The 21659-nt window shown below is 67.6% G+C and carries 18 protein-coding genes, 1 tRNA gene and 2 pseudogenes; 6 read left to right on the plus strand and 15 right to left on the minus strand.

What is annotated here, in order from left to right; genetic code table 11:
- A partial coding sequence (locus AC1DXK_RS24005; RefSeq protein ID WP_477299332.1) for an aminotransferase class I/II-fold pyridoxal phosphate-dependent enzyme occupies window positions 1-528 on the minus strand: 528 nt, incomplete at its 3' end.
- Between AC1DXK_RS24005 and cbiB the strand changes: the two genes are divergently transcribed.
- Together cbiB and AC1DXK_RS24015 are read left to right on the plus strand one after the other, a co-directional pair.
- Window positions 520-1515 (plus strand): adenosylcobinamide-phosphate synthase CbiB, encoded by a 996-nt coding sequence (gene cbiB, locus AC1DXK_RS24010; RefSeq protein ID WP_457108148.1) that lies wholly within the window; start codon window positions 520-522, stop codon window positions 1513-1515. The two genes, AC1DXK_RS24005 and cbiB, sit on opposite strands and share 9 nt — an antisense overlap.
- A gap of 81 nt (window positions 1516-1596) precedes the next feature.
- On the plus strand, window positions 1597-2511 hold the full coding sequence (locus AC1DXK_RS24015) for an NAD(P)-dependent oxidoreductase (RefSeq protein ID WP_457108149.1): 915 nt from the start codon (window positions 1597-1599) through the stop codon (window positions 2509-2511).
- A gap of 7 nt (window positions 2512-2518) precedes the next feature.
- Here AC1DXK_RS24015 and AC1DXK_RS24020 read toward each other — a convergent pair whose 3' ends face one another.
- The 5 genes from AC1DXK_RS24020 to cobU form a co-directional block, all read right to left on the minus strand.
- The gene (locus tag AC1DXK_RS24020; RefSeq protein ID WP_457108150.1) at window positions 2519-2695 is read right to left on the minus strand and encodes a hypothetical protein; all 177 of its coding nucleotides are present in this window, start codon (window positions 2693-2695) and stop codon (window positions 2519-2521) included.
- A gap of 101 nt (window positions 2696-2796) precedes the next feature.
- The gene (locus AC1DXK_RS24025; protein ID WP_457108151.1) at window positions 2797-4164 is read right to left on the minus strand and encodes an MFS transporter; all 1368 of its coding nucleotides are present in this window, start codon (window positions 4162-4164) and stop codon (window positions 2797-2799) included.
- Window positions 4165-4243: 79 nt separating this feature from the next.
- A complete protein-coding gene (locus AC1DXK_RS24030; protein ID WP_457108152.1) occupies window positions 4244-5686 on the minus strand; it encodes a cobyric acid synthase in 1443 nt (480 codons plus the stop codon).
- Window positions 5687-5709: 23 nt separating this feature from the next.
- A complete protein-coding gene (gene cobO, locus AC1DXK_RS24035) occupies window positions 5710-6312 on the minus strand; it encodes a cob(I)yrinic acid a,c-diamide adenosyltransferase (RefSeq protein ID WP_457108153.1) in 603 nt (200 codons plus the stop codon).
- Window positions 6309-6845, minus strand: a complete 537-nt coding sequence (cobU, locus tag AC1DXK_RS24040) for a bifunctional adenosylcobinamide kinase/adenosylcobinamide-phosphate guanylyltransferase (RefSeq protein ID WP_457108154.1) — start codon at window positions 6843-6845, stop codon at window positions 6309-6311. Before cobU ends, cobO begins: the two co-directional genes overlap by 4 nt.
- 138 nt (window positions 6846-6983) lie before the next feature.
- Here cobU and AC1DXK_RS24045 point away from each other — a divergent pair.
- A tRNA-Glu gene (locus AC1DXK_RS24045) sits at window positions 6984-7059 on the plus strand.
- A gap of 1166 nt (window positions 7060-8225) precedes the next feature.
- On the opposite strand, the gene AC1DXK_RS24050 is transcribed toward AC1DXK_RS24045, so the two are convergent.
- Window positions 8226-9248 (minus strand): IS110 family RNA-guided transposase, encoded by a 1023-nt coding sequence (locus AC1DXK_RS24050; RefSeq protein ID WP_477299333.1) that lies wholly within the window; start codon window positions 9246-9248, stop codon window positions 8226-8228.
- Between the two features lie 80 nt (window positions 9249-9328).
- Here AC1DXK_RS24050 and AC1DXK_RS24055 point away from each other — a divergent pair.
- A pseudogene (locus AC1DXK_RS24055) lies at window positions 9329-9433 on the plus strand (IS481 family transposase); the annotation flags it as partial.
- Here AC1DXK_RS24055 and istA read toward each other — a convergent pair.
- The 6 genes and pseudogenes from istA to AC1DXK_RS24085 form a co-directional block, all read right to left on the minus strand.
- Window positions 9387-10696: pseudogene (gene istA / locus AC1DXK_RS24060) on the minus strand (IS21 family transposase); the annotation flags it as partial. The pseudogenes AC1DXK_RS24055 and istA sit on opposite strands and share 47 nt — an antisense overlap.
- Before the next feature lie 285 nt (window positions 10697-10981).
- A complete protein-coding gene (locus tag AC1DXK_RS24065; protein ID WP_457108156.1) occupies window positions 10982-11662 on the minus strand; it encodes a hypothetical protein in 681 nt (226 codons plus the stop codon).
- Window positions 11663-11967: 305 nt separating this feature from the next.
- Entirely contained in the window at window positions 11968-12177 is a 210-nt protein-coding gene (locus tag AC1DXK_RS24070; RefSeq protein WP_457108157.1) for a hypothetical protein, read from the minus strand.
- A gap of 572 nt (window positions 12178-12749) precedes the next feature.
- Entirely contained in the window at window positions 12750-13898 is a 1149-nt protein-coding gene (locus AC1DXK_RS24075) for an adenylate/guanylate cyclase domain-containing protein (RefSeq protein ID WP_457108158.1), read from the minus strand.
- Between the two features lie 15 nt (window positions 13899-13913).
- Window positions 13914-14282 carry a response regulator gene (locus AC1DXK_RS24080; RefSeq protein WP_091777687.1) on the minus strand — a complete coding sequence of 123 codons (369 nt, stop codon included), beginning with the start codon at window positions 14280-14282 and terminating at the stop codon, window positions 13914-13916.
- Window positions 14279-16585, minus strand: coding sequence for a sensor histidine kinase (locus AC1DXK_RS24085; RefSeq protein ID WP_477299334.1), 2307 nt, complete (start codon window positions 16583-16585; stop codon window positions 14279-14281). Before AC1DXK_RS24085 ends, AC1DXK_RS24080 begins: the two co-directional genes overlap by 4 nt.
- 188 nt (window positions 16586-16773) lie before the next feature.
- On the opposite strand from AC1DXK_RS24085, the gene AC1DXK_RS24090 reads away from it, so the two are divergent.
- Window positions 16774-17457, plus strand: a complete 684-nt coding sequence (locus tag AC1DXK_RS24090; RefSeq protein WP_457108160.1) for a Crp/Fnr family transcriptional regulator — start codon at window positions 16774-16776, stop codon at window positions 17455-17457.
- 50 nt (window positions 17458-17507) lie between these two features.
- On the opposite strand, the gene AC1DXK_RS24095 is transcribed toward AC1DXK_RS24090, so the two are convergent.
- Window positions 17508-19208 carry an SUMF1/EgtB/PvdO family nonheme iron enzyme gene (locus AC1DXK_RS24095; RefSeq protein WP_457108161.1) on the minus strand — a complete coding sequence of 567 codons (1701 nt, stop codon included), beginning with the start codon at window positions 19206-19208 and terminating at the stop codon, window positions 17508-17510.
- A gap of 334 nt (window positions 19209-19542) precedes the next feature.
- On the opposite strand from AC1DXK_RS24095, the gene AC1DXK_RS24100 reads away from it, so the two are divergent.
- Window positions 19543-20439, plus strand: coding sequence for a DUF4399 domain-containing protein (locus AC1DXK_RS24100; protein ID WP_457108162.1), 897 nt, complete (start codon window positions 19543-19545; stop codon window positions 20437-20439).
- A 510-nt stretch (window positions 20440-20949) separates the two neighbouring features.
- Here AC1DXK_RS24100 and AC1DXK_RS24105 read toward each other — a convergent pair.
- A partial coding sequence (locus AC1DXK_RS24105; protein WP_477299335.1) for a calcium-binding protein occupies window positions 20950-21659 on the minus strand: 710 nt, incomplete at its 5' end.

Raw genomic sequence — 21659 nt, forward strand, 5'->3', positions numbered from 1 at the left:
CAGCAGGCCGCCGCGGGCGGCGAGCGCCGCGGCGCGGGCGCGGCGCTCGGCGAGGGGATGGGTCCGCCCGTCGGGGTTGTTGGGATCGACGACCACCGCGACCCGGGCGTCGCCGAGGGCATCGAGACTCGAAACCGCCGCGACCGCGTGCCCGGCCCGCGCCCAGGCGGCGGCGTGCTCGGCATAGGTGGGGCCGACGACCGCCACCCGGGTCGGCGCCAGGAGCCGGGGCAGGGTCTCGATCAGGATCTGGGTGCCGGGCGCGGGCACGACGTGATCGGCATCCGGTGCCCCGTAGGCCGCGGCGGCGGCCGCCCGGAGGGCGTGAACCTCGGCCGCCTCGGGCAGCCGGGTCCAGGCGCTGGCCTCCACCGGCGGCACGGGGTACGGGACCGGGTTGATCCCCGTCGAGAGGTCGAGCCAGGGCTCCGGCGCGTCGGGAAAGGCTTGTCGGAGTCCGCCGAGATCGCCGCCATGGGCGATCGGGGCGACCTCACCCGCGGGAACGCTCCACACCGAATGGTCCATCTGCCCGGTACGTTTGCCGACACGCTCGCCGTCCTCATCCTCGCCCTCGGGATCGAGGCGGCGGCCGGCTATCCGGACGCGCTCTACAGGGCCGTCGGCCACCCTGTCACCTGGATCGGCCGGCTGATCGCCGCCCTGGAGCGCGGGCTCAACCGCGGCTCGGACCGCCGGCGGCGGATCGCCGGCTGCGGCGCGCTGGCGCTGCTGCTCGCCGGTGTGGGCGCGGTGGCCTGGGCGCTGACCGGGCTCGCCGGCTTGACCGGCCCCCTCCCCGCCCTGCTCCTCCTCGGCCTGATCTGCGCGAGCCTGCCGGCGCAGCGCAGCCTCCACCAGCACGTCGCCGCCGTGGAGACGGCCCTGCGCACCGGCGGCCTGCAGGCCGGGCGCCGGGCGGTGGCGATGATCGTCGGGCGCGACCCCGAGCGCCTCGACGAACCGGCGGTCTGCCGCGCCGCGATCGAGAGCCTTGCGGAAAACTTCTCCGACGGGATCGTGGCGCCGGCCTTCTGGATCGGCTGCCTCGGCCTGCCGGGCGGTGCGCTCTACAAGGCGATCAACACCGCCGACAGCATGATCGGCCACCGGACCCCGCGCTACGAAGCGTTCGGCTGGGCGGCGGCCCGGCTCGACGACGGGGTGAACTTGCCGGCCTCGCGGCTCGCGGGCCTGCTGCTTGCCTTGGCGGCCGCCCTGCGCGGCGCCGACGCGGGCGGGGCCTTCCAGGCGATGGCCCGGGACGCGCGCCGCCACCGCTCGCCCAATGCCGGCTGGCCCGAATCCGCCATGGCCGGGGCACTCGGCCTGCGACTCGCGGGACCGCGGGTCTATGACGGCACCCTCGTCCCGGACGCCCATATGGGCGACGGCCGCGCGGAGGCGACCGCCGACGACATCGCCCGGGCGCTGGCGCTCTACCGGACCGCCTGCTGGCTTCAGGGTGGGCTCGTGCTGGGGCTGCTCGCCGTGTCCCTGGCGCTGGCGGGCTGACCCGCTCGCAAGCGGCCGCTCGGGCCTTGGCACGGCCCGCGCGCCCGGCGCATCGTGACGGGATCGGACAGGGAGACCCCGATGCGCGCGGTGTTCGTGGATGCCAACGAGACCCTGGCGGCGGTGGCCCGGCGGCTGCTGCGGCCGGACGATCCGCCCTTCGCGATCCACGCCGATCCCGGCATCACCCCGGCGGACCTGCCCGGCATCCTGGCCGGGGCGGAGATCGCGGTGATCGACCACACCTCCCTCCCCGGCGACGTGGCCCGGGCCTGCGGTGGCCTGAAGCACGTGGTGTTCCTCGGCACCGGCGCCCGCAGCTACATGGACCCGGAGGCCCTCGCGGCCGCGTGCGGCATCACGGTCCACACCATCAAGGGCTACGGCGACACGGCGGTGGCCGAATGCGCCTTCGCGCTGATGTGGGCCGCCGCCCGCGGCCTGCCCGAGATGGACCGGGCGATGCGCGCCGGATCCTGGCTGCGCACCGAGGGGATCCAGCTCACCGGCAAGACCGTCGGCCTCGTCGGGTTCGGCGGGATCGCGGCCGAGATGGCGCGGCTGTGCCGCGGCGCGGGCATGCGGGTGCTCGCCTGGAACCGGACCCCGAAGGCCCATCCCGGCGTCGACTTCGTCCCGCTCGAGCCGCTGCTCGCCGAGAGCGACGTGGTCTCGCTCCACCTGCTCCTGACCGACTCGACCCGCAGCTTCCTGTCGGCCGCGCGGATCGCCGCCATGAAGCCCGGCGCGATGCTGATCAACACCGCCCGGGGGGCGGTGCTCGACGAGGACGCCCTGGTCGCGGCCCTGCGCACCGGCCACGTGGCGCGGGCCGGGCTCGACGTGTTCACCGTCGAGCCCCTTCCGGCGGACCACCCGCTGGCGTCCCTGCCCAACGTCACCCTCTCGGCGCATTCGGCGTTCCGGACGCCCGAGGCCAGCGACAACCTGATCGGCGCCGCCCTCGACCATTGCCGGCGGATCGCCGCCGGCTGACGGCGCCTCAGTGCTCGGTGCCCGGCATGTTCGGGCGCGGGGCGCCGCCGTGGTGCTGGATCACGCTGGAACGCTCGGGATTGCCCTTCAGGTCGGCGACCTGCTTCCGGGCCGCTGCGGCCAGGAACCAGATGCCGCCGAGCGTCCCGAAGGCGAGGATCATGAGCGGAAATCCCTGACTCATCGCGGTGCCCTCCTCGACGATGGCCCGCGGGCTTGCGGGTCTGCATCATCCTGCCGGTCACGCCGGCTTGAGGAAGGATAACGCACGAGTCCGGCCCGTGTTCAGGCCGCCCGCACCGCCGCTGGCCCGGCGCGCCGGGCCGCGTCCCGGCGCAGGGCGGAGAGCACCACGAACATCAGCCCGGCGCCCAGGGCCAGGCAGGCGGCCAGGAACAGCATCGGGACGAGGTCGCTCTGGGTCTGGTCGCGGATGAACGGCACGGCGTTCTGGGCGACGAAGCCGCCGAGATTGCCCACCGAGTTGATCGCCGCGATCCCGGCCGCCGCCGAGGCGCCGCGCAGGAAGGTCCCGGGCATCGACCAGAAGACCGGCTGGGCCGCGAAGGTCCCGGCCGCGGCCACGCACAGGCAGGCGAACTTCACGGCGTTGCCCGGCAGGACGACGGAGAGCGCCAGGCCCGCCGCCCCGACCAGCGCCGGCCCGACCACGTGCCAGGTCAGGGCGTTGCCCTGCGCCCCCGTGCGGGCGGCGTGGCGCGGCACCCACCAGAGCGCGAAGGCCGTGACCATCCAGGGGATGATGTTGAGGAAGCCGTTGGTGAGGTTCGAGACGCCGAATCCCTTCACCACGGTGGGGAGCCAGTAGCCGAGGCCGTAGGCGGCGAGCGGCAGGGAGACGTAGACGCCGGCCAGCATCAGCACCCGCCGGTCGAGGAGCGCGGCGAACGGGTTGCCGTGGTCGACATGGCCGCCATCCTCGCGCTCGGCCCGCAGCGTCCGGGCGAGCCAGTCGCGCTGGGCCTGCGACAGCCAGGGCGCGGTCTCGGGGCCATCCGGCAGGACGACCAGCACCACCGCGGCCATCAGGATCGCCGGCACGCCGGTGGCCAGGAACACCCATTGCCAGCCCTGGAGGCCGAGCGCCCCGTCGAGGCCGAGCAGCGCGCCGCCGACCGCCGCGCCGACCGCGTTGGCCACCGCGCTCGCGATCATGAACCAGCCGATCATCCGCGCCCGGTGTCCTTGCGGGAACCACAGGGTCAGGGCGAACAGCACGCCGGGGAAGAAGCCGGCCTCCGCGACCCCGAGCAGGAAGCGCAGCGCGTAGAACATCGCCGTGCCCTGGGTGAAGCCGAGGAGCACCGTGACGATCCCCCAGGTGATCATGATCCGGGCGAACCAGACCCGCGCGCCGACCCGCTCCAGGAAGACGTTGGCGGGCACCTCGAACAGGAAGTAGCCGAGGAAGAACAGCGAGGCCCCGAGCCCGTAGGCGGTCTCGGAGAGGCCGAGGCTGCCGACCATCTCCAGCTTGGCGTAGGAGACGTTCTGCCGGTCGATATAGGCGATCAGGTAGAGCAGGCCGAGGAGCGGCATCAGCCGCAGGGTCACGGTGCGGACGGTGCTCGCGGCGAGATCCGCCTCGACGGGGGCGAGATCTTCCCCGACTGGGGATTGCGTGGGCGGCATGGGGCGTTCCTCCGGGCACGCGCGGCCGTTCGTGGCGAGGACCGGCCTTCCGCGGAGTCAGTCCTGGTGCGGTCGCGGCCTACCGGGCAAGCGCCAGGAGGCGGTCGCAGTCGACATGGGCCGCGATGTGTCGCGCGAGACCGTCGAGGGCCGCCTCGACGCCGGCCTCGTAGCCCGCGCCTTCCGAGACCGTCCCGAGGCGCGCCAGCCACGCCGCCCGCTGGGCATCGTGGGCGAACAGGCCGTGCACGTAGGTCCCGGCCACGCGCCCGTCCGCCGAGACCGCCCCGTCCAGGCGCCCGTCGGCGAGCCGCAGGAGCGGCCGGGCGGCGTCGGGGCCCTCCGTCGCGCCGATATGCATCTCGTAGCCGGAGAACGGAACGCCGTCCGGCAGGCTCGCGCCGGTGACCGCCGCGAGCCGCTTCTCGGGGGTCATGACGGTGTCGACGGCGAGGAGCCCGAGGCCCGGCACCGTCCGGGGGGCGCCCTCGATCCCGTGGGGGTCGGCGAGGCTGTTGCCCAGCATCTGGTAGCCGCCGCACAGGCCGAGCACCCGCCCGCCCCGGCGGACATGGGCGCGCAGGTCGATGTCCCAGCCCTCGGCGCGGAACTGCTCCAAGTCGTCGATCGTGGTCTTGGAGCCCGGCAGCAGCACGAGGGCGGCCTCGGAGGGAATCGGCGTGCCTGGCCGGACCAGGACCACGGAGATTCCGGGCTCCGCCCGCAACGGGTCGAGATCGTCGAAATTGGCGATGCGCGGCAGCACCGGCACCGCCACCGTGACGGCTCCCGTCCCGCGCGCCTCCGAGCCGGCGAGCCCCAGCACGTCCTCGGCCGGCAGGCGCGCGGCGCCGGGGAAGTGCGGCACGAGGCCGAGCGCCGCCCAGCCGGTGCGCTCGGCGATCAGCCGCATCCCGTCGGCGAACAGGCTCGGGTCGCCGCGGAACCGGTTGACGAGGAAGCCGGCGATCAGGGCGGCATCCTCCGGGTCGATCACCGCCTTCGTGCCGACGAGGCTCGCGATCACCCCGCCCCGGTCGATGTCGCCGACCAGCACCACCGGCGTGTCGGTGGCCCGGGCGAAGCCCATATTGGCGATGTCGCCCGCGCGCAGGTTGACCTCGGAGGCCGAGCCCGCGCCCTCCACCAGCACCAGATCGGCCTCCGCGGAGAGCTGCGCGAAACTGTCCAGCACGGCGGACATCAGCCGGGGTTTCCAGGCCTGGTAGTCGCGCGCCTTCACGGTGGCGACCATCCTTCCCTGCACCACCACCTGGGCGCCGACCTCGCTCTGCGGCTTCAGCAGGACCGGGTTCATGTGCACGGAGGGCGCCACCCGGGCGGCCCGGGCCTGGAGCGCCTGCGCCCGGCCGATCTCGCCGCCGTCCGCGGTGACGGCGGCGTTGTTCGACATGTTCTGCGGCTTGAACGGCCGGACCCTCAGGCCCCGCTCCGTGAAGGCGCGCGCCAGCCCCGCCACGATCAGCGACTTGCCGACGTCGGAGCCGGTGCCCTGGATCATCAGGGCCTTTGTCCGCTTCGGGCTCAGAACTCGATCCCTTCCTGCGCCTTCACGCCGGCGGCGAAGTGGTGCTTCACGCTGCCCATCTCGGTGACGAGGTCGGCGGCCTCGATCAGGGCCGGCTTGGCGTTGCGGCCGGTGACCACGACGTGCAGGTCCGGCCGGCGCGCGCGAAGGGCGGAGACGACGGCATCGAGGTCGAGGTACTCGTAGCGCAGCGCGATGTTCAGTTCGTCGAGGACGAGCAGGCGGATCGTGGGGTCGGCCATCAGGCCCGCGGCGACCTCCCAGGCGTGGCGGCAGGCGGCGATGTCCCGGGCCTTGTCCTGCGTCTCCCAGGTGAACCCCTCGCCCAGGGTGTGCCACACGACCCGGTCGCCGAAGGCCGCCACGGCGTGGCGCTCGCCGGTGTCCCAGCCGCCCTTGATGAACTGCACCATGCCGACCCGCCAGCCGCGGCCGAGCGCCCGCAGCATCAGCCCCAGAGCCGCCGTGCTCTTGCCCTTGCCGGGGCCGGTATGGACGAGGAGGAGACCCTTCTCGAGGGTCTTGGCGGCCACCTCGGCGTCCTGGACGGCCTTGCGCTTCTCCATCTTCTCGCGGTGGCGCGCGGCGTCGTCGCTCATGCGGGGGCTCCTTTCGCGGGGGCTTGCGTCTGAGGGGCCTGCGGCTTCACGACCAGCGGCAGGCCGGCCACGGTGAGCACGACCCGGTCGGCCTGCGCGGCGAGCTGCTGGTGGAGGCGGCCGGCGGCGTCGCGGAAGCGCCGGGCGAGGGCGTTGTCGGGGACGATCCCGAGCCCGACCTCGTTGCCGACCAGCACGAGCGGGCCCGGGACGGTGGCGCAGGCGGCGCGGAGCCGCGCCGTCGCCTCCGCCACGTCGGCCTCCGTCAGGATCAGGTTGGTGAGCCAGAGCGTGAGGCAGTCGACCAGGACCGGTCCATCGGCCGCGGCGACCGCCTCCGGCAGGGCGAGCGGCACGTCGCGGGTGCGCCAGGCGCCGCCGCGCCGCGCGCGGTGCTGGGCGATGCGCGCGACCATCTCGTCGTCGAAGGCCTGCGCGGTGGCGAGATAGAGCCACGGGCCGGGGCAGGCTTCGATCACCCCCTCCGCGTAGGCGCTTTTGCCGGACCGCGCCCCGCCGAGGACGAGGGTCATGCGAGGGGAATGTTGAGGCATGGCCCTCCATCGCCCCAAGCCGGCGCGCGGTCAAACCTGAGCCCTGTGGCACCAGTGCCGCGCATGAACGGTTGCCGGGCGTCTCCGGTCCGACTATAGAACCTCGGCCCAGCCAGTGCGCCCTTCGTCTAGCGGTCCAGGACGTCGCCCTTTCACGGCGAAAACACGGGTTCGATTCCCGTAGGGCGCGCCAGCAAACTTAACCACGTAGCGGAAATTGCTGGCGCGGCTCACACTGACGTCTCACATAGCTCGATCTCGACAGCGGGTGTGGCTGCAGCTTGCACGCGCTTGGCGAGTGAAGGGCTACTGTCGTGACGCACAAAGCGGCATTGACCCTAGACGAACGTCCCGCGAGGCCGTCCAGTTAGTAGTGGGCAGGCCGAACGTTCACACGACCAGGATGCCGCGACTTAAGCTTGCACGTCGACGATGAGCCGAATGCCGGCACAGCGGCTCTCTCATTATCAACAGCTGATCACAACCGAAACACCAACCTTGCCAAGGTTGGTGTCGAGGGTTCGAACCCCTTCGCCCGCTCCAGTTTTTCCCAACCATCTGATTGACTTGCAAGGCCGCACCTCCGCGGCCTTTGTCGTTTCTGGTCGCTCCAGGAACCACTGCGGAACCAAGCGGGCTAGAAGCCGCCTAGACTAAGCGCGGCGGTCTGCCACATGATGTCTCAAACCAACGCGCACCTGAAAACGAAGGGCTATCTGAAGTGAGGCGCACGAAGCCTAACCTGCCAGACAGCCTGACCCAGCACCTGTCGGATCCGAAGGTCGTGGCCTTCCGGCCTCGCGCCAGTCAGCGTCGTCCCTACCGTCCGTCCGGATCGGCGCAGAATTTGGCCATTTCAATCGTGACCCTCGGCGTCATCGTGTTGGCTGGCGGGCACCTGCTTCGCGCATGGTAAGTTACCCGCATCACCGCCATGGATTGCTCATAGGTCAAGGCCATGTGAGGCACCGCGAGGATCTAGTTGTTTGATCCAGGGTTTGAGGGTGCACTCTTCACGTTGGAGTGGAAGGATGCGCTATGGGCCAGGTTCTTCACGGGAGCGCCGCGACGACAGCGGCAGTCCGTCGAGCGATACAGCAGAGTCATCTTTGGACGGCCCCTGCTCTGCAAGGGTGATATCGGGCTGATCTGACGATCGGTCGGGTGCGGTCATCTTTCCGGCCTGTCGGCGCGGCGCCGATGGCCCTGATGGAGTCCGCTGACCAGGTCCGTTCAAGCGAGCCAGTACGACGCTCGGACTATGCTGCGGAGTGCCTGGCTTGCGGCCGTGTTCCGATCACCATCAACCCTCGTGCACCCTTCCAGTCCAGAGCTGCGGAGGGACCCGCAGCTATTCGATCAAGCGTGGCTTGGCTCGTGGTAGACGCCGCCACGTGCCAGCAGTGCCCAGGCAATGCGCGCTGTGTGGTTGGCCATGGCGACGGTCACGACCCGAGCTGGCCGGCGCTCCAAGAGCGACTGGATCCATACCGCGGCGCCGCGTGTGCTCGTGCGAGCCCGGCGGATCACCGATGTCGCTCCCACGACCAGAAGCTTGCGGAGGTAACGGTCTCCCATTTTGGAAATGCGGCCCCATCGCTCCTTACCGCCCGAGGAGTTCTGTCGCGGTACGAGGCCGAGGAAGGCGGCAAACTCGCGGCCTGAGCGGAATTGGGCCGGATCAGTGACGGTGGCCGCCAGAGCGGTAGCCGTGATCACCCCGACGCCGGGAATGCCCGCCAGTCGCTGGCTCGCCTCGTCCTGTCGATGCCAGGCCAGCAGCACCCGTCCGAGGCGATTGATCTGTGCCATGCGAGCTTCGACCTGCGCCACCATCAGCGGCACTGCGGACTCTACGATCGACGGGAGGCGGGCCTCGTCGGCCGAGCGGATCTGCTCTACGAGGTCGGCCATGCGCAAGGCACCTTGTGGAGCGATGAGGCCGAACTCGGCGCAGTGGCCGCGCACGGCGTTGATCAGCATAGTGCGTTGACGGACCAGGAGTTCTCGACTCCGATGTCGCATGAGCACGCTTTGCCGTTCGGCACTCTTGATCGGAACGAAGCGCATGGTCGGTCGCATAACAGCTTCACAGATCGCCTGTGCGTCGGCTGCGTCGTTCTTCTGGCGACGAACGTAGGCCTTCACGTAGGCCGGCGGCATCAGCCGCACCACGTGGCCAAACTCGGACAACATCCGAGCCCAGTGATGGGCCGTGGCACAGGCCTCCATACCGACGAGGCAACGCGGGAGGGACTCGAAAAACCGGAGAACCTCCGACCGCCGAAGCTTCTTCCTTATCACGACGCAGCCCTCGGTATCGACGCCGTGCCCTTGGAAGACGTTCTTGGTCAGATCGATCCCGACGGTGACGACGCTCATAGTCGATGCTCCCTGACGAGGTGGACGGCGACAGCCCTCTACCGAGCGCCCGCGCGGGGTGCAGGGGCCGTCCACTCCATCAAGCGAGCCTGAGGGCGCTGGCGAAGCGCTACGGGATCAACCAGAAGACGGTCGCCAAGTGGCGGCTGCGGCCACCACGGTCTGGGGCATCGCCTCCATCAGGCGCAGCACCTGGATGAACTCGCGCTTGCCCCGGTTGCCCATGCGCGCCTCCAGAAGCGGGAAAACCTCGGGCAGATCTTAGCCCTGCGGCGCGGCGGCCTGGTCCAGGGCGTTCGGTTTGGTCTCGATCAGGGCCAGGTAGTGCAGCGGATCGGAGACGAACATCCCGGTGCCGTAGCTGCGCGTGTGCCGGGCGATCTCGATCCCGCCGCACAGGATCACGACCTCGTCGACGAAGCCCTTCACCAGCACGTCCCGGAAGCCGTAGGCCGGGGGCACCGAGTAGTCGTTGCCGTGGTAGCGCACCAGCGCGGTCGAGGAGACGCGCGCCGCCCACTTCTCGCATGGCTCCAGCAGCATCTCCGGCAGGGCTCGCAGGACCACGCGGTCGGCCAGGAGCCGCGTGCCGATGTTCTCAGCTTGCCGACCAGCGCGCTCGTCCTGCCGCGCCCGGCAGCGGCGCTCCAGATCGGCGTTCAGCGCCTCGAACGAGGCGGTCTCCGGGGCGGGGTCATGAAGTTGGACCGGGCGAACTTGACCAGCCCTTCAACCTTGCCCTTGTCGTTGCCCGTGCCCGGATGCCCGAAGCGATCCCGGAACAGGTAGTGGCTCACCAGCTCGGTGAAGGCGCGGGTGCGCTCTCGCTGTCCGCCGCCGCAGATCTTGGCCACCGCGATCTTAGTGTTGTCGTACAAGATCGATAGCGGCACGCCCGCGAAGAAGGCGAAGGCGACGACATGCCCGTCGAGGAAGGCTTCAGTCGTCTCCCGGGGATACGCCTTCACAAAGCAGGCGTCGGAGTGCGGCAGGTCCATGCAGAGGAAATGGATCTTTCGGCGCACGCCGCCGATCGTGGCCACCGCCTCGCCGAAATCGACCTGGGCATGGCCGGGCGGATGGGCGAGCGGCACGAAAGTCTGCCGCCCCTGTGCCCGGCAGATCCGCACGTGGTCCTTCACCACCATGTAGTCGCCGGCATAGCCGTGCTCGTCACGCAGCCGCTCGAAAATCCGTTTGGCCGTGTGCCGCTGCTTGATCGGCGCGCTTCGGTCCGTTTCCAGGATCGCCGCGATTACCGGCAGAAGAGACCCGAGCTTCGGCTTCTCGACTGGCTTGGTTCGCGTGTAGCCCGGCGGCAGAGAGAACCGGCACATCTTGGCGATCGTCTCTCGGCTCAGCCCGAATACCTGAGCCGACTCACGCCGAGAGTTGCCCTCGATGAACACGAACTGCCGAACGGCCGCGTAGACTTCCACGGCAAACATCTCCAGCTTTTCTCGAAAGAGAAGCTTCTCCACTCGTCGGCTTTTGCACCGCCCGCATCAGCAAGACGTCGACGCTCCAGTGGATGGTTTCGTCACTGCCCTACACAGGGCCATCGGCATTGTTGGTGCCATCGTGCCCGATTCATCGGCGGTAGTTATTCACCCGTATCTTGTCGATCTCAGCCATCGTCATTCGTATTCCAAATAATCGATTTATCTGAATTGAAAACATAGTAAAAGTGCCCCTCAGATTTCCTCGGAGGGGCACGCTGCGTCGGAATCATCTCAGCGCCGACTGTAATCCTGCATGTCTTTGACCTCCTTACGTCGCTGCTGGTAAGCGGTCATGAACGTATCGCTGGCTTTTTTCATCCCATGCTGCCGGTAGTCTTTGGCGACGGCGCGACCTTTGACGTACACTTGCTTTCCGTAATAGGCAGTCATCGCACCAGCGCCTGCGGCCGTCCCGCCACTGTGTAGCAGCGCGGCCGTTCCGCCGCCGGCGGTGAGCAAGCCGACGCCGACTGCTGCGCCGATCTTGGCTTCCTTGGTGCGCGCGGCCTTGGCCACGTCATCGGCCAGCGGCTTGAAGACTTTCAAAGGCGTATTCTCGATGATCTTTCCAGCCGCGTGATAGTACTTTGAAACCGCTACCCCGACGGGCTTAGCGACGTTCATGTACGCTTTCGGCGCAGCCTTCGCGGTCTTGATGGCATCCTGGCCGACGCTTTCAGCGGCGCGACCAATGCTCTTCGCGCCCCGTTCCACAGTCTTGCCAGCAGACTTTGCGCCCTTCTCGACCGTCTTGCTGACGGTCTTGGTGGCTTTCTTGACTTCCTTCACGGCGCCTTTCGCGATCTTGAGCGGATTGAGATCGCTGAAGCCGAAGGCGGATGCTGAACCAGTCACGGAGAGCGTCAGCGGAATGGCGAGGCTCAAGGCGAGGAGAGGACGATTGAATGTCATGGAAGTTCTCCGCAGTAGCAGCCCTTATTGGCGGCTCGGCAAAGAAAATCCTTTTCGTCGTGACCTTCTGTGACCCGGTTCACATGCAGTTGGAGGAGCACCACAGAGCAGAATCTGCAGTCACGACGCAGAGGCCGATCGTGGCCGGTCGATGCGGAATTACATTGAGCGGTTTCAACTCACGCGTCTGAGCCAAATCAGGCGCATGCCAGTCAGCGTTGCCGATGCCGCGCGCCGACGGTCTGGAACATCGGCAGGAGGGACCCGTGGACGTAAATCGACGCCTCCTCCCGGCGGTCGCGGCGCTACACGGTCTGCCCGCCGGTGCGGTCCTCGCTGAGGATCGCCGCATGAGTTCGGCCGATGCCCGGATGAAGGCCATCGTCGTCGGGCCGGAAGGACAGAGCATCGCCGACGTCAGCGCCCCGATGCCGAAGCCCGAGGAGGTTCTCGTCGGGGCCGGGGCGGCAGCCCTTAACTGCGCCGGTCTCGAAGTTGCCGAGGGGCAACAGCACGATGGGATCGGAGACGCCGGAGCGATCCGGGGCTGCGATGGGCCGGGAGGTGGTGACGGTCAGAACTTCCGTGACCGGCCTCCATCCCGGCAGTCGCGTGATAGGCTCGGATGCCGGTCGCTCGGCACAGTAAGCTGCGGCGGATCGCGGGCGGATCCTACCACTACCTGCGGACCTGCCGTTTGAGGTTGCCGCGGCCCTGCCGGTCGCCCTTCAGAGCATGCAGGACGGTCTGATAACGCAGGCTCGCCTGCAGGCAGGCGAGACCCGGCTGATGCAGGGGGCGGGTTTCAAGTCGGGCTGATGGGGCGTCAGATCGTTCGGCGGCGCAAATTTCTGATGGTGATCGGCACATTGCGAAGCCCTGATCGCTGCACCGGTCCTGGCGCGGATGAGGATCAACGAGCATCTCGGCAAGAGCGTTCTGAGCGTCTGAGCGGCCGATCATCCTTCGCGGATCCTCTTCCGGATCGGGAGCGTGCGATAAGCGATATGCGCACACGCCCACGATCATGAGGCTCGCAGGCTATCTGTGGGCTGGACGGGCAACGGAACTCTCTGCTGAAACCGGGTCAGGGGTCGGGCCGATCCTCCGACAAGTCCACGAGCTCGAATGCCGCAACCTCACGCAGGAAGCCCTTGAGCGGCAGGTCGCCCAGTGGGCGCGCTCGTGCGACTGCCTGGACAGCGCTGAACACGGAGCGGCTCACCACGATCTGCCCCGCCTGGGCCACGTCGCAGAGGCGGGAAGCCAGATTGGTCACACTTCCGAGAGCCCCGTATTCGAAGCGTCCCTCGAAACCGAACTGACCGAGGGTCGCGTAGCCCCGGGCGAGACCCAGCCCGAAACCGATCGAATGGCCGCGCGATTCCCATTGCCGGGACAGGCTGCCGACGCGTTCGCGGAGAGCAAAGGCCATGCGCACCGCGCGTTCGGTGTGCTCTGGGCACGGGTAGGGATCATTGAAGTAGGTCATGATGCCGTCGCCGGCGAAGTGCTCCAAGGTTCCTTCGTATTGGAATACGGCTTGGCCGACAGTCGCATGATACTCGCGAAGGACCGCGACCACTTCTTCCGGCGCGGCCGTATCCGTGAAGGCCGTGAAGCCGCGCAGGTCACAGAACACCACCGTGATCTCGCGCCTGTGCGGCTGCAAGAGCGCGTGGTCGTCGCGATCTGCGGCGACCAGGTTGGCGATCTGGGGTGAGAGGAACCGCCGCAATCGGCCGATCCGCTGGAGCTCGGCGGCCTTGACGGCGACTTGGCTCTCGAGATCACGGTTTGCCTCGGCGAGCGCCGATTTCTGATCCTCAAGCTCGCGCGCCTGCGCGCGGACTGTGTCGGTCAGCGCTTTTAGGCGCAGCATCGAGCGGACCCGCGCCATCAGAGCCGCATGCTCATAAGGTTTCGTCAAATACTCATCCGCGCCGGCATCGAGCCCCTCGACGACGTCGCGCGTCTCTACGCGCGCGGTGAGCAGCACGACGGGGACGTAGCGCAGAACCTCATCCGTCTTGAGATGACGCAGAACATCCAGTCCGCTGAGGCGCGGCATCATCACGTCGAGAAGGATAAGGTCCGGCGGTTGGGCAGCGGCCCGCGCCAGGGCCGTTTCGCCGTCCGGTGCGAGCCCAACCTCGTAACCCTGCGCCTCCAGGCGGACGCGCAGGATCTCCAAGTTCTCTGGATTGTCGTCAACGACGAGGATATGCGCCGGCACGGCCTCCGCTCCGCTTCAGACGTCAACGAGCATCTGGCGAACGAGGCTCAGGACCTTGCGCGGGCTGAACGGCTTGGCGACATAGCCGTCGCAGCCCGCGGCGAGGGCTCGGTCCTCGTCGCCCGAAAGGGCGTAGGAGGTCACGGCAACGACCGGGATGTGACGCGTCGACGGATCAGCCTTCAGGCGCCGCGCGGCCTCGTAACCATCCATCACGGGAAGCTGGATATCCATCAGGATGAGGTCGGGCTGCTCGGCTTGTGCCACCTCGACGCCTCGCTGCCCATCCGGAGCCTCGACGATGCCATAGCCGGCAGCAGAGAGAAGGTCGCGCAGGATGCGCCGATTGTCCTCCGTATCCTCAACGATCAGTATCCGCTTCATGAGGCCTTCTTCCTCTCGACAGCCGTCCGGATCGGAAGGGTCACCTGAAACACCGCACCCTGTCCCAACTCCGATCGCACCTCGATCCGGCCGCCATGCAGGAGGACGAGTTGCCGGGTGATCGAGAGACCCAGACCCGTACCGCCCTGCTGGCGCGTGCTCGAGCTGTCCACCTGCTGGAATTCATCGAATATCCGGGCCTGATCGACTGGTGCGATACCGGGTCCGGTATCGGAAACCTTGATGACGAAGGTATCGTCGACGGCTTGCGCAGACACCTCTACGAAGCCGGATTGCGTGAACTTGATGGCGTTGCCCACGAGATTCATGAGCACTTGCGTGAGCCGCCGCTCATCGCCCTGTCCGATAGGCAATGTCTGCGGGACGTCGGTCTTCAGGACGAGGCCCTTTGCCTGGGCCAGCGAGGAAGCCGCCACCGTTACGGATTCGATCAAGGCACCCAGCGCGTAATCCTGGACATCAAGCGTGAGCAAGCCAGCCTCGATCTTCGTGAAGTCGAGAACGTCATTGATCAGGCTCAGCAGGTGGCGGCCGTTGATCTGAATACGCTCCAGGGCCTCGCTGGCCCTCTCGCTGAGCGGACCGTAAAGCCCGTCGGCCAGGAGCTCCGAATAGCCCAGCACGGCGTTCAATGGTGTGCGGAGCTCATGGCTCATGTTGGCGAAGAACTGCGTCTTGTGGAGATCTGCGGCGGCGAGCTGTCGGCCTTTCTCGTCGACCTCTTGGAAGAGACGCGCGTTGCGGATCGCGAGAGCAGCCTGATGCGCGAAGGTGTGCAGGACATGCTCGGAACTGCCCAAGGGCGCGGCGGCGTCTCGGGCGAGCAGGAGAAGGAAGCCCAGGCGGCCGTCGCTGTCGGCGAGATTGATGAGCGTGGCGGCTTGAAATCCTTCCGCAACGCCTGTGAGAAGTCCGCCGATCATGGACAGGTCGCGGACCTGGATGACCTCGGCCGCAGCGTCGCCGGCTTTGTCCAGGGCATTGGCGGGCAGTATGTCGCTGACCGCGCTGGGCGGCAGACCATGGTCACCCGCGCGGCGGAACGTCTCGCCGGGTGCCTCGACCAAGTAGACGGCGCTGGCGTCGGAACCCGCGAGAGTCGCGGCCCGCGCAGCAATCGCCCGCACGACGTCCTCGATCTGAAGGGAGGCGACGATCGCGCGCCCGGTTTCCTCGAGAGYCCGCAATTCGCTGACGGAGCGGGCGAGATCCCGGGTCTGTCGCTGGATCTCGCTCTCAAGCCGCGCATAAGACGTCGAGAGTGCGTCGGCCATGGTGTTGAAGCGCGTCGCCAGCGCCTCAAACTCGTCGCCCGTGCGCACGGCGATGCGGTGCTCGAAGCGGTTGGCCGCGAAGTGCTCGGCCCCGGCATGCAGCGCGCGGATCGGCACCAGCATGCGGCGGGCCAAAAGGAGACTGGCGCAGATCGCAACGACGAGGCCGAACGCGAGAAGCCAGACGAGCCGGATGAGCAGGTCGCGCACAGGCGCCAGCGCTTCGCTCAGGGGCTGCGCGACGACGAGCGAGGCGGGTAGGGCAGCGAGGGCGTATTGCGTGGCCAGGATCGGCTGTCCCGCGCCATCGGAGACGTAGGCGACCGAACCGGGTGTCGGCAGGGTCAGGCGATCGCCCGTCGCATGCGGGCTCTTGTCGGAGCGGGCCACGCTGATCCCGTCCGGCGTGACGAGGTCGACGTAGCTTCCGACACCGGCGGTCGCGGACGGGAGGCTCCCCGTCAAGGCGGTCAGCCGGACACGGGCCAGAGTGGCGCCCGTCCCCGCGCCCGGATGCGGCAGGAGAAGGTTTGCGTAGATCTCGCCCCCGACGATCTGGAGGTTCTGAAATCCCTTGTGCTGCGGGACTGGCCCACGATCATCCGATGGTATGGGATCAGGGCTGTCCGGCCGGCTGGCTCGGACACGCTCGCGGCCTTCGTCATCGAAAAAGGCGAGCGTCAGGACGATCGGTGTCTGGTCGAGAAGCGCAACGTAATCCTCGCGGTGTTGGGCGAGGCTCTGCGCGCTTGCCCGTGTCACCCAACCCACCTGTCGCTCGATCTCCGCCAGCGTGTCTTCGACGGCCGCCGTCGCGCTGACCGCGAAGGCGGCCTGGACGCGGGCGACGCGCTCGACGGTTTCCCGATATAAAAACCAGGTCTCCACGGTCGCGTTGATCGTCAGAACCAGGGCGACGAGACTTACGAGCGTCAGGACGTATTTGCGGAACAGGCTGCCTCGCCAAGTCAAGCTCGGCGCCGACGAGAGTGCGCCCTCCGTCCGCATCGGCAGACTCCGCAATACCGGGCTGGCAGGGACGGCTTGTCCCCACAATAGGTGACGTGAATCGCCATCGAATGCTCTATAGCCAGCATGGTCGAACAAGGAAAAATGGGCAACTGAAAACAAGCCGTTGCGCGATCACCTGCGTTCGCGTGAGAATCTGACGCTCTTTCGTTCTTGGGGTGGCGGTGATGTCGAAAGGCTCTGGTTTCGGTCCGCTTCTGCGCGTGAACCCGCTGTTCGCGGACCTCGGCCCGGAGGTGATTGACTGTCTTGCCGAGATGGCGACGGCGCGCATGCTGCGAGCGGGCGAAATCTTATTCCAGGTCGGTGACCCTGGTGACACGCTCTACGGAATCAGGCGCGGGGAAATCCGAATCGAAATCGGGACCGAGGCCGGGCGACGCATCGTGCTCAACAGCCTTGGGGCCGGCGACCTGTTCGGTGAGATTGCCCTTCTCGACGGAAACGAGCGCACGGCCGATGCCGTGGCCGTCGAGGCGAGCGAGGTTTTCGTCCTGCGCCGTTCCGATCTTCTCGCCTACCTCACCCGCGAGCCCGACGTCGCCATCCGGTTGATCGGTCTCCTTTGCAGCCGGATCCGATACATCGCCGGCCAGATGAATGAACTGGCCACGCTGTCGCTGGGAGTCCGGCTCGCCCGCCGCCTGGCGGTGCTGGCCGAGGATTTCGGCAACGAGATCCAGATCTCCCAGGAACAACTGGGCGCTTTCGTGGGCGGCACGCGCGAGAGCGTGAACCGTCAATTGCAGGTCTGGCGCCGCGCTGGGTACATCGACCTGCGCCGGGGCTGTATCGTGCTCCTCGATGCCAAGGCGCTGACCCGCATGGCACAGGAGCCTTCGTGCACGTGATCCGATGACGGGCCGGACTGCGTCCCGACGGTGAGCGAGCCCGCGCGCCGTCACGGCAGAGCGCGCGCCACCCGGAACCCGTTGGCATAGTACCGGACATCGGCATCGTACCGGAAACGCGCCGAAGGCTTCACATAGCTGGCCGAACTATCGAAGGAACCGCCCCGAAGCACCCGCTGGCTGCAGGTTCCGGTGAGCCAAGCCGTGCCATCCTGCGGAGCGCCTCGGTAAGAATCGTTCCAGCAATCCTCAACCCATTCGGCCGCGTTGCCCGCCATGTCGAAGAGGCCGAACCCATTCGGTGCGAAGCTCGCGACGCTGGACAGTTCGTGGCCGCCAGTCCGGCTGCACTCGCGGCAATTGGCCTTGCTGTCGCCGACCTGAGCCCCCCAGGAGAAGGCCGTGCTGGTGCCGCCGTGCGCGGCGTACTCCCATTCCGCCTCGCTCGGCAGGCGGTAGGTCCGCCGCGTCAGCGCGCTGAGCCAAGCGACATATTCCTGCGCGTCGAACCAGCTCACGTTCGTGATCGGCTGCGTGCCGGCCTGCCCGTCCACGACCTTCGGCCGGTACTTGCAGGCCCCCGCCTCGACACAGCTGCGCCACTCGTTGATGGTCGTCTCCCGGCGTGCGATCGCGAATGGGCGCGGGATCGTCACCCGATGGACGGGACGGTCGAACGGCTGAGCGCCGGCGCCCATCTCGAACGTCCCCGCCCGCAGGATGACGAGTTCGGGGCACATCTCGCAATCCCGCAGGCTCTGTCCCGCCGTCTGACCGCCCTCCTGCATCGGCGCCTGAGACGGCGGTGGGGCTGGCAGGCCTGGAACAGGCAAGGCCGCCGCAGTCTGCGGGACGGCCGGCGGGGGCGGTTTCGTGGAAGGCGCCGACAGGGGCGGCGCGACGGGATCGGACGGCGGACGACGCACGACTGGAGGCGCCTCGGCCTTGCTGGTGCGGTCCGGCACAATCACCGGTGGCGCGTTGGCCGGCCCGACGGCGAAACGAAACTCTTCGATCAAGGACGAGGAGATCCAGGGAACGCGCTCCGCCTTCGACGCGCGCGAGACCCCGATCCGGGTATGGGTGAACGCCTCTTCCGCGGTGAGGTTCGGCGCGCGCAATTCCTTCCCGAGTTCACTCACGAACAGGCTGACATCACCGTCATCCTCGCGCACCACCTTTCCCGGCGGGGCCGAGAAAAGGATCAAGCTCCCTTCCGGAGCGTCGACCGGCGCCAAACCCGCGGACGAGGCTCGGAATCGGCGCTCGAAGGGATTTTGCCGAGCCGCGTCAACCACCGCGATCTTCACGCGCACGCCGCGACGGTTCAACTCGCTCAGGATCGCATCGAGGCTGATGCCATCACGGCGGACTTCTGTCTCGGACCAGATCTGCGCGTTGACGGGGATCAGGTAACTCTGGCGCTCGACCTGGATGCCGTATCCACCGAAGTACACGAAGGCGGCCGCACCGGCGTTGAGCTTGGCATAAAATGCCTCCAAGGCCGCCTGAACGTCCTCTCGCCTCAGGTTCTCGCGCAGGTCGACGTCGAAATCACTTCGCCGCAATTCTTCTGCGAGAAGGCGCCCGTCCTTCATGATCGTCGGCAAGGAACCCTGGGCATCGGGGTAGCGGCTGTTGGCGATGAGCAGAGCAAACCGCCGCCCGGCTCCGATCGGGTTCTGGGCCAGCCCTGGCCGCACAGCCAGAAGCAGTTCGCTCAGCGCGAGGAATACCAGAAAGATCAGCACGCCGCTTCCACCGATGCGGCTGCGTAACCCTGCCCGAGGCGTCAGCTCCGGAGGGCTCTCAACATAGATCCGTCCCGGCATGAACGATGACCTGCACGCAATGAGCGGACGAACGAGAACTGCAGTTTAGGTAGAAATGGCCGAAGCGCAATCATCGCCGATTCCGAAGTTTCGCTCATTCCTCAGCCATTGTCCCAAAACAAGATATCAATAGGTTTCAATTGCCATTCCAGCGACGCCGTTGTATGGATCAAGCGTCGTCCCGCTCGAATCGAAAAGACATCGCGCTCCATCGAAATGTGAGCTCTGATCAGCGCGTTGCGCAGGAGGCAATGTGATTGATGCGGCGAAATCAATTGCGGCAGGCCTGCCTCGAGCGGCCCTTGTTCTGCTGCTGACCGCCTCCGCCGGAACGGCGCAGGAGCGCAAAGGCGGCCCAACGCCATCGCCGTCAGGCGCAGCGGTCTACTTCGTCGATGTCAAGAACGGCAGCACCCTTCCGCCCAAGGCGACGATCCATTTCGGCCTGCGGAACATGGGTGTGGCGCCGGCGGGCCTGGATCGCCCGAACTCCGGACACCATCATCTTCTGATCGACACGCCGATGCCGGCTGCGGACCGGCCGATCCCGAATGACTTCAACCACATGCATTTCGGCGCCGGGCAGACCGAGGCCGAGATCGAGCTGACGCCAGGCGAGCACACGCTTCAATTATTGCTCGCCGATAAGGACCATATTCCGCATAATCCTCCTGTCGCGTCCGAGGTCATCAAGGTCCGGGTCGCGTCCCAGGCCGCAGAGCCCGCTGCCGCGACGGGCGGAGGTGCCATTCAACAGCGCCCGTCACCGCCGGGAGCGCGCGTGTACTTCGTTCAGCCGCGCAACGGCGACGTCGTAGGACGCAAGACGCTCATCCGCTTCGGCCTGACCGGAATGGGTGTGGCACCGGCGGGTTTCGACAAGGCCAATACAGGTCACCACCATCTGCTGATCGATACCTCCCTGCACGCGCTCGATGACCGGATCCCGAATGATTTCGAGCACCTGCATTTCGGCCTCGGACAGACGGAGGCGTTGGTCACGCTGCCGCTCGGCACGCACAGTCTGCAACTCGTTCTCGCCGATGCAGACCACGTCCCCCACAAGCCACCCGTCATGTCCAACGTGATTCGGGTGACCGTGACGCGAACCGGGCGCAAGCCGCGGCCACGGCGCCACCATAGCCGGTAGATGACCGCTCGCCGGACCACGCGGTCTGAGCGCGGTCGATCGTGCGATCCGCGTCAAGCGGTCAGTTCGGCGTGCGCGATGCTTCATCGGATCGCGCAACCGGCCTAGTGGTTGGCAGCGGATCTCGTGATGGACGCTCCGCGCTTGGGCAGGGCGTCAAGAGCAGCGCGCTGTGCGAGGAGAAGATCCAAGTCGCGCCAGATCTGGCATTTGACGCGTAGTTCGGTGGAGCGTCTCATGGCTGCCTCCCGTCAGTTCGACTTCTGAGGGCGAGTATCGCCGCGCGCACGGCGACCGGCTGTGACGAAGATCACGGAGGCAGGCTTCACGCGGCGAGTGGCGCCGTGAACTGACCGGGATGCACACCGGCGACTGCCGAATCGGTCGGACTTGCAACATCCCATCAAGCCCGGTCGCGCGGCCGTCAAACGAAGTCGTGCCCCGCCAGGTGAACCCGGCGAGGCACGCAGTCATGGGGTTATGGCCGTTGAGTTTGGCCGATCGCTGACTTCAGTGGAACATGCCCATATCGGGAACGTGAGCATCGACGTGTCCACCCATGTCGTGGTGAGCCGGCATCTGCTCATGGCCATGGTCCGCAGGTCCGCTTCCGCCGTAAAGGTGGTCGTTGCCGGCCCCGCCGTGGATGGYGTCGTTGCCCTTGCCGCCGGAGAYGGTGTCGTCACCCTTGCCGCCGTAGAGGTGGTCGTTGCCGGCCCCGCCGTGGATGGTGTCGTTACCCTTGCCACCGTAGACGGTGTCGTCACCCTTGCCGCCGTAGAGGTGGTCGTTGCCGGCCCCGCCGTGGATGGTGTCGTTACCCTTGCCACCGTAGACGGTGTCGTCACCCTTGCCGCCGTAGAGGTGGTCGTTGCCGGCCCCGCCGTGGATGGTGTCGTTGCCCTTGCCGCCGKAGACGGTGTCGTCACCCTTGCCGCCGTAGAGGTGGTCGTTGCCGGCCCCGCCCTGGATGGTGTCGTTGCCCTTGCCACCGTAGACGGTGTCGTCACCCTTGCCGCCGTAGAGGTGGTCGTTGCCSGCCCCGCCSTGGATGGTGTCGTTGCCCTTGCCGCCGGAGATGGTGTCGTCACCCTTGCCGCCGTAGAGGTGGTCGTTGCCGGCCCCGCCGTGGATGGTGTCGTTACCCTTGCCACCGTAGACGGTGTCGTCACCCTTGCCGCCGTAGAGGTGGTCGTTGCCGGCCCCGCCGTGGATGGTGT

This window comes from Methylobacterium sp. P3_A11, from assembly GCF_056403155.1.

What these genes read in the sequence shown, in the direction of transcription:
- cbiB (WP_457108148.1), top strand. Translation starts at nt 520, where the DNA reads ATGGTCCATCTGCCCGGTACGTTTGCCGACACGCTCGCCGTCCTCATC.
- AC1DXK_RS24015 (WP_457108149.1), top strand. Translation starts at nt 1,597, where the DNA reads ATGCGCGCGGTGTTCGTGGATGCCAACGAGACCCTGGCGGCGGTGGCC.
- AC1DXK_RS24020 (WP_457108150.1), bottom strand. Translation starts at nt 2,695, where the DNA reads ATGAGTCAGGGATTTCCGCTCATGATCCTCGCCTTCGGGACGCTCGGC.
- AC1DXK_RS24025 (WP_457108151.1), bottom strand. Translation starts at nt 4,164, where the DNA reads ATGCCGCCCACGCAATCCCCAGTCGGGGAAGATCTCGCCCCCGTCGAG.
- AC1DXK_RS24030 (WP_457108152.1), bottom strand. Translation starts at nt 5,686, where the DNA reads ATGATCCAGGGCACCGGCTCCGACGTCGGCAAGTCGCTGATCGTGGCG.
- cobO (WP_457108153.1), bottom strand. Translation starts at nt 6,312, where the DNA reads ATGAGCGACGACGCCGCGCGCCACCGCGAGAAGATGGAGAAGCGCAAG.
- cobU (WP_457108154.1), bottom strand. Translation starts at nt 6,845, where the DNA reads ATGACCCTCGTCCTCGGCGGGGCGCGGTCCGGCAAAAGCGCCTACGCG.
- AC1DXK_RS24050 (WP_477299333.1), bottom strand. Translation starts at nt 9,248, where the DNA reads ATGAGCGTCGTCACCGTCGGGATCGATCTGACCAAGAACGTCTTCCAA.
- AC1DXK_RS24065 (WP_457108156.1), bottom strand. Translation starts at nt 11,662, where the DNA reads ATGACATTCAATCGTCCTCTCCTCGCCTTGAGCCTCGCCATTCCGCTG.
- AC1DXK_RS24080 (WP_091777687.1), bottom strand. Translation starts at nt 14,282, where the DNA reads ATGAAGCGGATACTGATCGTTGAGGATACGGAGGACAATCGGCGCATC.
- AC1DXK_RS24090 (WP_457108160.1), top strand. Translation starts at nt 16,774, where the DNA reads ATGTCGAAAGGCTCTGGTTTCGGTCCGCTTCTGCGCGTGAACCCGCTG.